12 protein-coding genes are annotated in these 11,867 nt (G+C 66.5%); 3 read left to right on the top strand and 9 right to left on the bottom strand.

What is annotated here, in order from left to right; genetic code table 11:
* Nucleotides 1-42: 42 nt before the first annotated feature.
* From AB4Y36_RS04705 to AB4Y36_RS04730, 6 genes are all read right to left on the bottom strand, one after another.
* Nucleotides 43-1,377, bottom strand: a complete 1,335-nt coding sequence (locus AB4Y36_RS04705; RefSeq protein ID WP_069261521.1) for an AAA-associated domain-containing protein — start codon at nt 1,375-1,377, stop codon at nt 43-45.
* A 14-nt stretch (nt 1,378-1,391) separates the two neighbouring features.
* Nucleotides 1,392-3,140, bottom strand: coding sequence for an ABC transporter permease subunit (locus tag AB4Y36_RS04710; RefSeq protein ID WP_069261522.1), 1,749 nt, complete (start codon nt 3,138-3,140; stop codon nt 1,392-1,394).
* Between the two features lie 206 nt (nt 3,141-3,346).
* Nucleotides 3,347-3,517, bottom strand: a complete 171-nt coding sequence (locus tag AB4Y36_RS04715) for a hypothetical protein (protein ID WP_176732804.1) — start codon at nt 3,515-3,517, stop codon at nt 3,347-3,349.
* 873 nt (nt 3,518-4,390) lie between these two features.
* Nucleotides 4,391-4,789 (bottom strand): hypothetical protein, encoded by a 399-nt coding sequence (locus tag AB4Y36_RS04720; protein WP_342946863.1) that lies wholly within the window; start codon nt 4,787-4,789, stop codon nt 4,391-4,393.
* Nucleotides 4,790-4,999: 210 nt separating this feature from the next.
* Nucleotides 5,000-5,464 carry a zinc-finger-containing protein gene (locus AB4Y36_RS04725; protein ID WP_069261524.1) on the bottom strand — a complete coding sequence of 155 codons (465 nt, stop codon included), beginning with the start codon at nt 5,462-5,464 and terminating at the stop codon, nt 5,000-5,002.
* Nucleotides 5,465-5,632: 168 nt separating this feature from the next.
* A complete protein-coding gene (locus tag AB4Y36_RS04730) occupies nt 5,633-6,901 on the bottom strand; it encodes an MFS transporter (protein WP_342946862.1) in 1,269 nt (422 codons plus the stop codon).
* Nucleotides 6,902-7,147: 246 nt separating this feature from the next.
* Between AB4Y36_RS04730 and AB4Y36_RS04735 the strand changes: the two genes are divergently transcribed.
* Nucleotides 7,148-7,741, top strand: a complete 594-nt coding sequence (locus AB4Y36_RS04735; protein WP_368682431.1) for a hypothetical protein — start codon at nt 7,148-7,150, stop codon at nt 7,739-7,741.
* 153 nt (nt 7,742-7,894) lie between these two features.
* Nucleotides 7,895-9,214: a DUF2325 domain-containing protein gene (locus tag AB4Y36_RS04740; protein ID WP_368682432.1), complete on the top strand. Its 1,320-nt coding sequence runs from the start codon at nt 7,895-7,897 to the stop codon at nt 9,212-9,214.
* A gap of 52 nt (nt 9,215-9,266) precedes the next feature.
* Here AB4Y36_RS04740 and AB4Y36_RS04745 read toward each other — a convergent pair whose 3' ends face one another.
* The 3 genes from AB4Y36_RS04745 to AB4Y36_RS04755 all read right to left on the bottom strand — a co-directional run bounded on the left by AB4Y36_RS04745 (nt 9,267) and on the right by AB4Y36_RS04755 (nt 10,789).
* The gene (locus AB4Y36_RS04745) at nt 9,267-9,590 is read right to left on the bottom strand and encodes a winged helix-turn-helix domain-containing protein (protein WP_069261862.1); all 324 of its coding nucleotides are present in this window, start codon (nt 9,588-9,590) and stop codon (nt 9,267-9,269) included.
* A 139-nt stretch (nt 9,591-9,729) separates the two neighbouring features.
* Complete coding sequence (locus tag AB4Y36_RS04750; RefSeq protein WP_368682433.1) at nt 9,730-10,335, bottom strand: nitrogen fixation protein NifQ; 606 nt, start codon at nt 10,333-10,335, stop codon at nt 9,730-9,732.
* Nucleotides 10,336-10,360: 25 nt separating this feature from the next.
* Nucleotides 10,361-10,789, bottom strand: coding sequence for a molybdopterin-binding protein (locus AB4Y36_RS04755; protein ID WP_069261529.1), 429 nt, complete (start codon nt 10,787-10,789; stop codon nt 10,361-10,363).
* Between the two features lie 222 nt (nt 10,790-11,011).
* On the opposite strand from AB4Y36_RS04755, the gene AB4Y36_RS04760 reads away from it, so the two are divergent.
* The gene (locus AB4Y36_RS04760) at nt 11,012-11,857 is read left to right on the top strand and encodes an extracellular solute-binding protein (RefSeq protein WP_256094471.1); all 846 of its coding nucleotides are present in this window, start codon (nt 11,012-11,014) and stop codon (nt 11,855-11,857) included.
* Nucleotides 11,858-11,867: the final 10 nt, after the last annotated feature.

Genomic DNA, 11,867 nt, shown 5'->3' on the forward strand with positions numbered 1-11,867 from the left:
TCACCCTCGCCGCCCGTTCTTGTTTTTGCAGGGACGCAGGCCTTACGCCTCGACGTCCTCGAAACTGAAGATTTCCGACTGGTCGTTGTACGAAAAGACCTCGCCGTAACGCGCCCACTCGATCACGGTATCGAGCGTTTCTTCGGCGTCGACATCGGAAAGCACGTCCTCCAGCTCCTGCTCGAAGCGCACGCGCGGCGCGCGATGGCCCGGGCGCTCGTCGAGCACCTTCTTGATGCGCGCCGCGAGCGGCACGTTGCGCAGCAGGTGATCGGCGAACATGAGCTTGCGCGCCTGCGTGCCCATCTCCGCAAACACGCGGGCGGGCGGCGTGAGCAGCACATCGCCTTCGCGCACGTCGGCGAAGCCGAGCTGCTGCAGCATTTCCACGATCGGGAACAGGTCGTCGACTTCCAGATGCAGCGAGCGCGCGATTTCCGGCATGTCGGCGCGGCCGTGATACGGTGCGGCCGCCAGCGTTTCGATCAGACCGGCCATGATGTTGGTCGACACGTCCGGCAGGCGGCTGCCCACTTCGAGACGGCGAGTCGTGGCCTCGGCGGCTTCGCGCGCCGTCATCTTCGCGTAGATGTCGTCGACGAGCTTGCGGAACGCCGGATCGAGACGATTGCGCGGATGCTTGAACGGCACCTTGATCTCTGCCGACACGCGCCCAGGGTTCGACGACAACACGAGAATGCGGTCGCACATGAACACCGCTTCCTCGATGTTGTGCGTGACGATCAGCACGGACTTGATCGGCAAGCGGCCTTGCGTCCACAGGTCGAGCAAATCGGTACGCAGTGTTTCGGCGGTCAGCACGTCGAGCGCGGAGAACGGCTCGTCCATGAGCAGGAGCGTCGGGTCGACCACGAGCGCGCGCGCGAAGCCCACGCGCTGGCGCATGCCGCCCGAAAGCTCACGCGGATAGGCGTTTTCGAAGCCGTCCAGACCGATCAGGTCGATGGCCGCCAGCGCCCGCTCGCGGCGCTCGCGCGCGCCCACGCCCTGCGCTTCGAGGCCCGCTTCCACGTTCTGCAGCACCGTGAGCCACGGGAACAGCGCGAAGGTCTGGAACACCATCGACACGCCTTCGGCCGGCCCTTCGAGCGGCTTGCCGAGCCAGTTCACCTCGCCTTCGGTCGGCTCGATGAGCCCGGAGATGATGCGCAGCAGCGTGGACTTGCCCGAGCCGGAACGGCCCAGCAAGCCGACGATCTCGCCCTCGCGCAGCGTGAGGTTCACGTCGTCGAGCACGAGGCGCTCGTCCTCTTTCTTCGCGAAGCCGCGCGAAACATGCTTGACGGCGAGCACTTCCTGGCCGGGAGCGGGCCGCATCGGCAGCAGGTCGGAAGAGACGATTTTCGGATTCAGCATGATGTCACTCCATCTCAATCGAGGCGCAGCCGGGACTCGGCGTAGGTGTACAGCGGACGCCAGAGCACGCGATTGAACAACGTAACGAACAGGGACATCATCGCGATGCCCAGAATGATCTTCGGGAAGTCGCCGGCGGCGGTCGTTTGGGCGATGTACGAGCCGAGGCCATGCGCGACGACTTTCGTGTCGCCCCACTGCACGAACTCGGAGACGATGCTCGCGTTCCATGCGCCGCCGGAAGCCGTGATCGCGCCCGTGATGTAGTACGGGAAAATGCCCGGCAGCATGGCCTTCTTCCACCATTGCCAGCCGCGAATGCGGAAGTTCGTGGCCGCTTCCTTGTAGTCGTTCGGATAGGCGCTGGCACCCGCGATCACGTTGAAGAGGATGTACCACTGCGTGCCGAGCACGATGAGCGGCGAGAGCCAGATGTCCGGGTTCAGGTGAAAGCGCACGATCACGATCACGAACACGGGGAACAGCAGGTTGGCCGGGAACGCGGCGAGGAACTGCGCGAGCGGCTGAACCTTCTCGGCAATCGCCGGACGCAGGCCGATCAGCACGCCGAGCGGCACCCAGATCACCGAAGCGATAGCGATCAAGAGCAGCACGCGAAAGAGCGTGATGAGGCCGAGCACGAACACGTGCCAGACTTCATCGAGCGTGACGCCCGTGCGCACATAGGCCACGACGCGCCACACCACGAACACAGTCAGCGCGATCACGAACGCGGCCCAGACGATGTCGCCGATACGCGAGCGCTTGCTGATCGTGGTGACGACGGGCAGCGACTTCGGCAGTTGCACGCGCAACGGAATGCGCGCGAGCGTGGCGAGCAGGAAGCCCATCGGCACGAGCAGACGGTGAATGAGACGCGTGCGCCGAATCAGGTCGAGCAGCCACGATTCGGGCGCGTCGCCCGAGCTCGTGTTCTCCATGCGGAACTTGTCGGCCCACGCGACGAGCGGGCGGAACAGGAACTGGTCGTACGCGAGAATCACGACGACCATCGCGAGGATCACCCAGCCCACGGCGTGCAGGTTCTTTTCCGCGATCGCCTGGGCCAGATACGCGCCGACACCCGGCAGCGTGATCGTGTTGTTGCCCACCGTGATCGCTTCGGAGGCCACCACGAAGAACCAGCCGCCCGACATCGACATCATCATGTTCCAGATGAGGCCCGGCATCGAGAACGGCACCTCGAGCTTCCAGAAGCGCTGCCAGCCCGTGAGATGGAAACCTCGCGAGACTTCATCCAGATCGCGCGGCACCGTGCGCAGCGACTGGTAGAAGCTGAACGTCATGTTCCACGCCTGGCTCGTGAAGATCGCGAAGATCGCCGCGAGCTCGGCCCCCAGCACGCGCGAGGGAAAGAGCGCGAGAAAGAACGTGACCGTAAACGAGATGTAGCCGAGCACCGGCACCGACTGCAGGATGTCGAGAATCGGCACGAGCACCTGGCCCGCGCGGCGGCTCTTCGCCGCGAGCGTGCCGTACACGAGCGTGAAGATCAGCGAGGCCACCATCGCCGCAAGCATGCGCAGCGTGGTGCGCATGGCGTACTCGGGCAGGTTCGCGGGATCGAGCGAGATGGGCTGCGCCTTCAACGTGGCAATGGGCGCCATCGTTTCGTGAAAGCCCACGGCCGCCATTGCGATCAGGCCGATCATCAGCGGGAACGCCACGAAGTCCCAGCGGTTCGGCAGCACGCGCCACGCCGAGGCGTTGGCCGTGCGGTTCAGGTTGAAGCTGAACTCCATTAGCGGCCTCCGTTAGCGAGTACTGGCGTGGGCACGAGCACGCCGGCGCAGGCGCGCGCTGCGCAGCGGGTCGTTCGCAATGTGTGGTTGAACTGGTTCATGTCGAAGCACCGGCGATGGGTTATTGCGCGAATCCCTCGCGCGGCGCGTAGGGCCGGCCAGGCCGGCTGGGCATACGCGCGGGGATCCGTTACTGCTTGTCTGATTCAGACCCGAAACACGCGCGCTCGCAGGTCTCGCCAGCGCGCGGCGAGTCGCGATTCCCGGCAGGGCGGCGGGGCGCTCGCGCGCTCACGCGCGCCGAGCAGATCGGGATGGAAGGTGTGCTGCGTTTGCTGCAGTTGCGACAGATGCGGCAAAAGAAGGCCGAAGTTCATACTGGTTCTCCTGGCGTCGTGGGGGACGCGTGGGGGAGGAAAGCCAGCAGACCCGGCAGGGCGCAATCTTTCAGCGCGCGGCGGCTCGCGTCTGCCCGCTTTCCTCAGTGCAATTCAAAAGGAAGCGGCATAACGGATAACTGTCACTGTCAGACATCGGAACTCCTTATCGTCACGGCGGCTGAGCCCAGGGCTTGCATCGAGTCGGTAGCTCGAACGCGAAGCGGCTTCAAGGGCTTCAAAGCGCGCATGTGTCGATCCGCGCGTCGCGCTCAGGGCGCAACGAACGAACCGTGCCGCAAGCGCGCATCGATCAGGGCGGGCTTACGGCGCGATGTCGGCCATCCGCGGCGCTCGATACGGTCAAGGCGCTGCGGCGTCGGTCGACGCTATTCAAGAGTGCACGAGGATTTACTGCTGGACGCGCACCATCTGCCTGGCTGGCAAGACGGCGGCTGGAAGAAAAGGAGCGCGGACGTCCTGCCGGTCAGGCAGCGAAACTGTTCGAAGATCGACAACTGCTACTGTCCAAGGCGTCAGCCCCTTTTGTTAAGACGGGCGAATTTTAGGCGCGCCACCTGTCCGAAGTCAACACGATTCGCATCCCGCGTCAAATCTCGTGCCAATGTCGCCACAGCGCGCACCGGCGGCCCGCTCGGGCACGCGCCCGGTTCGCCACAGCGCATCCCTGGCTCGATCGGCGCGGCCATGCATTTTTTGGGGATGCATCGCCCGCCGGCGGCCTTCCGTCTCTCGCCTCGATCGTCTTTCAAAGAGGATCGTTCACTTCACCATACTGCCTGCTAAGTACTGGGTCTGTGCGGCGACCGTCATCCAAGCCGGCCGCAATGTGCGTACCCGGCGTCGCGCGCGTCACGCGCTCTTGCGCAATGCGTGCTGGCTGGCATCGCCTGCGCCCATGCGCTCGAGCCGCTCGCTTGCCTCGGTCAGCGCCCACAGCGGCGCGCCTTGCAACTGGCGGTCATACACATTCACGAGTTGCGCAACAGCCTCGAATCCCGCATCGTCCAGCTGCCAGCCGCCGCCCGTGTTGCCGCTCTCGAAACAGGCGATCAGCGCGGCATCCGCCGCTCGCACCTGTTCCGGCTCGAGCGTGCCATATCCGGCCTCCGCAATCGATTGCGCGAGCACGTGAGCATGGAGCAACGCGCGTGCGTCGTCGCCGGTGCCGCCGCGGCGCAGCGCGGCGAGCGCGAGATGCACCTGCAGCGCGAGTTCGTTGGCGACCGCGCGCGGGATCGGCAGCAGCATCGACTTGCTGCGTCGGGGGCGACCGGCTTGCGAGCGCTGCGGGAAAGGGATGGTCCTGGCCATGGAAGGGCAAGTAAGAGTCTGTTCCGTGCAATAACGGCACGGCGCGCCGAAGGTTAAGCGCCGACCCTCAAATCGAATGTAACTATCAGTGACAGACATGCGCCGCGCATCGCCTGACAGGCGGGCAAGCGGCTGGCGGCGGCCGGCTCAGCGCGGTTCGCGCTCGCCCCCGCCGTCGGCGCGTCGCGCGGCCATGAACGCCTCGATGTGCGCGATGGCCCGCTCGCACTGCTCGAGGCTCAGAAGGTGGATCGACGGATTGGGCAGGTCGAAGCCCAGTTCGTCCCCGAGCCAGCGGATGGCCTTGCCCCGTGCCTCGAAGGCGTTGACCTTGTCGCGCCGCATCTTCGCGGCCACCAGCGGTTCGAGCGCGTCGTGCAGGCGGCTCTTGGCGTCGCGCAGGGCGGCGTTGGCAAGCCGGCCGAGCGGCACGTTGCGCGTGCTGCGCGCGGGCACGCCGATCCAGGCCTCGCAGGGCGTGCAGACCCATAGCGGGCCGTGATCGTCGCGATACGGGTAGGCCTCGTCGGCGAAGCGCGCGAGCACCGCTTTCGCGCCGCAGTAATCGCACAGCGGCTGCGGCAGCGCCTTGACGGGGCGGCCTACGCGCATGCGGCGCTCCTCGGGACGATGGTCGATGGATGCATGACTTGATGGGTGGATGAGAAATACAGGGTCCGCTACTTCCGCTGCTGCGAGCGGGCCCTCGCGAAAGGATAACGGCAAACCCCGGCGCACGGCAGCGGCGAAACGGGGCGCCGCGGGTTGCCGCATGCGCGATCAGTTCGCGCTGGCGGTGGCGTGCGCCTCTTCGCGCTCGAGCGAGCGCGTGTCGCGCAGGGCCGGAAAGAGCCGCATCCACAGCAGCGCGACGCAGATCGTCGCCACGCCGCCCACCAGCACGGCGCGCTGCGCGCCCCACCAGCCAGCGGTGAGGCCCGACTCGAACTCGCCAAGCTGGTTCGACGTGCCAATGAACAGCGAATTGACCGCGCTCACGCGGCCGAGTTTTTCGTCGGGCGTGCGCAGCTGCACGAGCGACGTGCGCACGACCACGCTCACGACGTCGGAAGCGCCCAGCACCGCCAGCGCCATCAGCGACACGACGATGTCATGCGACAGCCCGAACGCGATCGTCGCGCAGCCGAACACGATCACGCCGCCGAACATCGCGAGACCCGGCCGGCGCCGAAGCGGAAAATGCGCGAGCCAGATCGAGCCCGCCAGCGCGCCCGCGGCCGTCGCCGAGCGCAACAGACCGAGCGCGATGGGCCCGGCGTGCAGGATGTCGCGGGCGAACACGGGCAAGAGTGCCGTCGCGCCGCCGAACAGCACCGCGAACAGATCGAGCGACAGCGCGCCGAGAATGACGGGCTGCGAACGGATGAACGCGATGCCCGAGAACACCGATTCGAGCGTGACGGGGGCTCGCGCGGGCGGTTTGGCGCGCAGCGGGATCGTGCCCGAGAGCGTAGCGGCCGCCGCGAACGCGAGCGAGCAGGCCGCGTAGGCCGGCGTCGCGCCGATGCCGTACAGCAGGCCGCCCAGCGCCGGGCCGACGATGTTCGCGGTCTGGTTCGCCGAGGTCGACCACGCGGTCGCGTTCGGCAGCTGCGAGCGCGGCACGACACCCGGCAGCAAGGACGAAATGGCGGGCGACTCGAACGCGCGCGCTGCGCCTACGCACGCGGCAAGCGCATAGATGAGCGGCGCACTCAGCCAGCCGCCGACCGTGCCGGCCGCGAAGGTCAGGGCGGCGGCGCATTCGATGAGCTGGCAGACGGAGGCGATGCGTCTGCGGTCGTAGCGGTCCGCCACGTGGCCGACGACGAGCGTGAGGCAGAACATCGGCAGGAACTGCGCGAGGCCGACGAGACCGAGCGCGAACGCACTATGCGTGAGCGCGTAGATGTGCCAGCCCATGGCGACGGCGAGCATCTGGAACGCGAGCGACGACAGCACGCGCGCGCCATAGAAGCGCTGGAAACCGCGATTGCGCGAAAGGCTGGGCGGGTCGTCGGACGCCGCCTCCGGAGAAGGTGTGGTCATTGAACAGCGGGAAAAAGCGAAAAATCGGGTGCGCGCGCAACGAGGCAATAAGCGAGGCGCAAAGCGGTAATTTTAGTTCATGCGGCGTGGCGCCACAGGAACACGGGCGCCGCGCGATTCATGCGCTCCGTCTCCGAATCGATGTATCCTATAAAATACATCGAACGACCATCCAGCAGACGGAGGCAGGAATTGGCGAGTAGTCGGCGCCTCGTAAGCGCAACAACGGCAATATCGATACCGCAGGTGCGTCGCGTACCCGCGCCGGCCGGTGCGAACGGCTTCGCGGCCACGATCACCACGCTGCGCTCCGCGTCGGGGCACGAGCGCGCGGAGCTGATCCGCGACCTGATCGACGCGTTCCGGCGGCTGCGCAACAGCATCGAGCGCTTCGAGCGCATGCTCGCGCGTGGGGACGGCGCTGGCAGTGGCGGCATGGCTGACGCGCACGCATCGCCAGCCGGGGTGTCGCTGCAGCCGCTCCTCGTCGCGCTCTCGCGACGCATCGATCTGGCCCGCTTCGCCCGTCAGCGCGAACTCAAGCGCGCGATTCGCGACGCGCGCCGCCTCGACAAGACGCGCGATGCGCTTTTCAGCGACGCGTTCTGTCTCGACACCGAAGCGCTGCGCCGCACCGTGGCCGAACTGGAGCGGCTCGATGCGGCCTTCGTCGGGCTCGGCGTCGAACATGTGCTCGCGCAGCACGCGAACGCGGCCGAAGCGCAATTCGACGCGCGCTGCGAAGCGCAATCGTCCGGGGCGGCCGCAGGCTGGTCAGTGGCCAATGCCGTCGCCGTCACCGGCGTCGCAACGACGCTCGTGCGCGAAACCGCAACCTGAACTGCGTTCCTGGCCGTCATCCGGCCTTCGTTATATTCCATGGTATATTTCGCTCTCGACGCGCAGCCAGCCGGGGGCGCCCAGCCGGGTCGAGGCGCAGTCGCCGCTCACGCCATGCACAGCCCCGCGTTCCGCAGTGGATCAGAGGTCACCATGCACGCACCGCCGTTCCGCCTCGCCCGCACGCCGGGCGGCACATCTGCCGAAGAGACCACGCTGCGCGCGATGACGAGCGCAGACTGCTGCGGCCCTTCGCAAGCCGAACTCGCCCGCGCGCGTCAGCGCACGCGCCTCGTCGAACTCGACGCCCATCTGCATTGCTCCATCATCGGCACCTGCCTGAGCACGCACGAGCTGCGCAAGCTCGTCCCTAAATTCACCCGGCTCGACGCCCAGCGCGCGAGCGATCTCGAGATCCATCACGCCGCGGTCGAACTGGCGATCGAAGGCGGCGCAGGCGGCAAGGCATTGCAAAAGGCTCTCGACACCCGCTATGCAGGCGCGGTGCGCCGATTCGCCAGTGCGCGCGACACGCAGGCCGTGCTCGCGCTCTGGAACGACGCGCTCGCGAACGGCGACATCCCGCCCGCGTACTGGGCGGTGATGACACATCCGGCCACGACGATGGAAGTGCGCCAGGCCGCGTTCGGCGAGCTGCACATGCTCTCGCACCTGGTTGGCGCGGCCAATCGCGCGGACTTGCGCCGCCTCGTGGCGCTGGAAGCGGAAAACGCCGAACTCCGGGCCAAGATCGAGCGTCAGCAGGCGCGCCTGCACGAGATGAGCCGTGAGCGCGACGCCGCGCGCAACGCCCTCGATGCGCAAACCGCACAGCTGACGGCGCAGCGCGAAAACACCCCGCAGCACGCGCAGCTCGAGGCGCTGCAGGAAGCGCTCGCGGCACGCGACGCGCGGGTCGCGCTGCACACGAGCCGCCGCGAGATCGCGGAGCAGCGCGCGAATGCCGATGCCGCCGCACTCCACACGCTACGCGCGCAGCTCGACGAAGCCCACGCGCTGATCGACGCCTTGCGCGCCGAAGTTCACGCGATGGAGCAGACCACGCAAGCACACGAAGACCCGCAAGCCCAACGCACGCTTCCCGAGGATGCGTTAAAGGGCCGCCGGATCGTCTACGTGGGTGGCAGGCCGGGTTCGAATCACGCGCTCAGGCGCTGGGTGGAGTCGGCGGGAGGCGAGCTGACCGTGCACGACGGCGGTGTGGAAGATCGCAAGGGCCTGCTCGCCGCAGCCCTCGCCAACGCGGATCTCGCGGTGTTTCCCGTCGACTGCATCGACCACGATTCGATGAGCACGCTCAGGCGCGTGTGCGAACGGCACCAGGTCACGTGGCACCCATTGCGAACGGCGAGTCTCGCCAGCTTCGTCGAGTTGATGATGCGGCTCCATGCGAACGCGCCGCCCACGCTCGCGGCGGTACCCGTCTCGCCTTTCTGCCTGCGCCACGGCTAGGCGCCTGGCGTTGGCGGCAGTGCGCCGCCGCGGCACATCACGTCACATCGCGTCAGGATTTCACGAGTTTGACGAGGGCTTCGATCTCGGCCTCGCAGACCGCCGCCGCACGCGCCTCGATGCTGCGATACAGGCGCACGATCTCTTCGCCCACCGGCGTCAGCATGCTACCGCCGCCGCTCTGCCCGCCATGCTCCGAAACCGTGGCCGGCGACTCCAGCGCGCGGTTGAGTTCATCCATCAGCAGCCACGCGCGGCGGTACGACATGTTCATGCTGCGCGCCGCAGCCGAGATCGAGCCATGTTCGCGGACGGCTTCGAGCAGCGACACCTTGCCTGGACCGAGCGCGATCGTGCCATCCTGAAGGATGCGCATGCGAAAACGCACCTCGGGTCGGCCCGGTTTCTGCGCCTGGGCGGGCGCGGGAGCGTCTGCGCGCGGTTGATCGTTGGGGGACTTGGTCATGCGCGCAAGCATACACGATGCGTGCTACGCGCCGTTCCCCTCTGCATGGCTAACGCCCGGCGGGAAAGCAGAAGCCGAAGTCCTCGCAGCCGGGGCAACCGGGCGCAGGGCCTGGCGTGGCGCCCAACGCCAGCGCGAGTTCACGCGCCAGCAGCTTCTTCCAGCGCAAGCCTTCCACGTTGCGCGCCACGACCTCGGGAAAGAAGCGCTCCAGCATGCCTGTCACGTCATCGCGGCCACGCAGGCCGAGATCGCGCCACAGATGATCGGGACGCAGGCACGCGTGGGCAACGATCGCGGCGAGGCAACGCACGTCGTCGGGGTCGGCTTGCGGCGCGGCAAGCGCAACGAGAAAGTCATGCATTGCGGTGGCGAATGCAGCATGCGACGCATCGGCCATCACGTGCGTGTGCAGAGCTTCACTCGTCACCGCACACACGAAGTGCCGCGCACCGAGCGCGTCGAACTGCGCGCGCGTTAGACCGAGCAACGGCAATTCGCCGCGCACCTCGCGCGCCGCAACGAGCCGCGCGAAGAGCCAGGCGTCGGGCGTGCGCGGCGCCTCCGGCGCCCCCGTCAGAGTGTCGCAGCGCGCGACGGCCAGCGCATCGACATCGCGCGGCGGCGCGCCGGAGTCCTGTCTACCGTGTGTCATGGCATTCACGCGAGTTTGGAGCGCATCAACCGTCTACGCCGACGATCACGCTCGATGCCTTGAAAAGCGCCGCGGCCTGCTTGCCCGCCGCGAGGCCGAGACGATCGACGCTGTCGTTCGTTACGATGGCCGCGATCTGCGCACCGCCCGGGGCTGCGAGCACGACTTCCGCGTTCACCGCGCCCTTCGTGACCGACGAAACCGTGCCCGCCACCACATTGCGCGTGGACACCTTGCTCGCATCGCCGTCGACCATGAGGATCACCGACGATGCCTTCACAAGCGCGAAGGCCGGCTTGCCAGCGGCGAGACCCAGCGAAGCGGCGCTGCCATGCGTAATGATCGCGACGATCTCGAGGCCGCCGTCGGCGCGCAGCGTGACTTCGTCGTTGACAGCGCCGGCCTTGACCGCGCTGATCTGGCCGGAGAAATGGTTGCGGGCGCTGGTACGCATAAGGACCTCCACAATTGAACAGAACAATGAAACGGCAAAGAACCGGAGCCTCAGTTTAGCCGTGTCACTGTGACGCGCACAGGCATGGATCGCCAAAATAGCGAATGTCGCAAGCACATGAATACAGCAGTCCATCGTAATATATGGGCCTTTATAACGAACGGGGTGTCGAACATGTTTATCCGCAAGCTGGCGGCCTCAGTCGTCGTGATGAGCGGTGTGATGGGCGCGATGGGTGCGAGCGCCAACGCATTCGCCGACGAATCCGATGTCAACGTGCTCTATGCAGGCTCGCTCGTGAACCTCATGGAAAAGAGCGTGGGCCCCGCGTTCGAAAAGGAAACGGGCCTGCATTTCAAGGGCTACGCAGCCGGCTCGAACAAGATCGCCAATGAGATCAAGGGCAAGCTGCGCCGCGGCGATGTGTTCATCAGCGCGAGCCCGAAGGTCAATACGAGCCTCATGGGCGAGGCCAGCGGCAATCACGTCACGTGGTACGTGAATTTCGCCGAATCGCCGCTCCTGATCGGCTACAACCCAAAGAGCCGTTTCGCCGCCGACTTCAAGACGAAGCAGTGGGATCAGGTCCTGCAGGAACCGGGCATCCGCCTCGGCCGCACTGATCCGAAGCTCGACCCGAAGGGCGCGTTCACCGTCGAACTCATGACGAAGGCCGCGCAGGCGTACAACCAGCCTGATCTCGTGCAGAAAACACTTGGCACGCCGGAGAATCCCGAGCAGGTGCTGCCGGAAGAAACGCTCGTTGGCCGTCTGCAATCGGGTCAGCTCGACGCTGGCTTCTTCTACTCGACCGAAACGTCCGACCTGAAGATTCCGGCGATCCACCCCGCGCCCGAACTGAAGATCAAGGCGAACTACACGCTCACGATTCTCAACGACGCCCCCAACAGCGCCGGCGCCGCGCGCTTCGTGAACTTTCTGCTTTCGGCGGAAGGCCGCAAGCTGCTCGCCGAGCACGGCGTGGATGTGACCAGGCCTGCCGTCAACGGTCAGATCCAGGCGATCCCGCCGTCGGTGCAAGCCGTAATCGACGCTGCACAGCAATGACACAAGCCGC

Origin of the sequence: Paraburkholderia sp. BR10936 (assembly GCF_040965735.1) — a bacterium.
Lineage (GTDB): Bacteria > Pseudomonadota > Gammaproteobacteria > Burkholderiales > Burkholderiaceae > Paraburkholderia > Paraburkholderia nodosa_A.

Coding starts and splice junctions, on each gene's coding strand:
- AB4Y36_RS04705 (WP_069261521.1), bottom strand. CDS start 1,377: ATGCTGAATCCGAAAATCGTCTCTTCCGACCTGCTGCCGATGCGGCCC.
- AB4Y36_RS04710 (WP_069261522.1), bottom strand. CDS start 3,140: ATGGAGTTCAGCTTCAACCTGAACCGCACGGCCAACGCCTCGGCGTGG.
- AB4Y36_RS04715 (WP_176732804.1), bottom strand. CDS start 3,517: ATGAACTTCGGCCTTCTTTTGCCGCATCTGTCGCAACTGCAGCAAACG.
- AB4Y36_RS04720 (WP_342946863.1), bottom strand. CDS start 4,789: ATGCTGCTGCCGATCCCGCGCGCGGTCGCCAACGAACTCGCGCTGCAG.
- AB4Y36_RS04725 (WP_069261524.1), bottom strand. CDS start 5,464: ATGCGCGTAGGCCGCCCCGTCAAGGCGCTGCCGCAGCCGCTGTGCGAT.
- AB4Y36_RS04730 (WP_342946862.1), bottom strand. CDS start 6,901: ATGACCACACCTTCTCCGGAGGCGGCGTCCGACGACCCGCCCAGCCTT.
- AB4Y36_RS04740 (WP_368682432.1), top strand. CDS start 7,895: ATGCACGCACCGCCGTTCCGCCTCGCCCGCACGCCGGGCGGCACATCT.
- AB4Y36_RS04745 (WP_069261862.1), bottom strand. CDS start 9,590: ATGCGCATCCTTCAGGATGGCACGATCGCGCTCGGTCCAGGCAAGGTG.
- AB4Y36_RS04750 (WP_368682433.1), bottom strand. CDS start 10,335: ATGACACACGGTAGACAGGACTCCGGCGCGCCGCCGCGCGATGTCGAT.
- AB4Y36_RS04755 (WP_069261529.1), bottom strand. CDS start 10,789: ATGCGTACCAGCGCCCGCAACCATTTCTCCGGCCAGATCAGCGCGGTC.
- AB4Y36_RS04760 (WP_256094471.1), top strand. CDS start 11,012: ATGGGCGCGATGGGTGCGAGCGCCAACGCATTCGCCGACGAATCCGAT.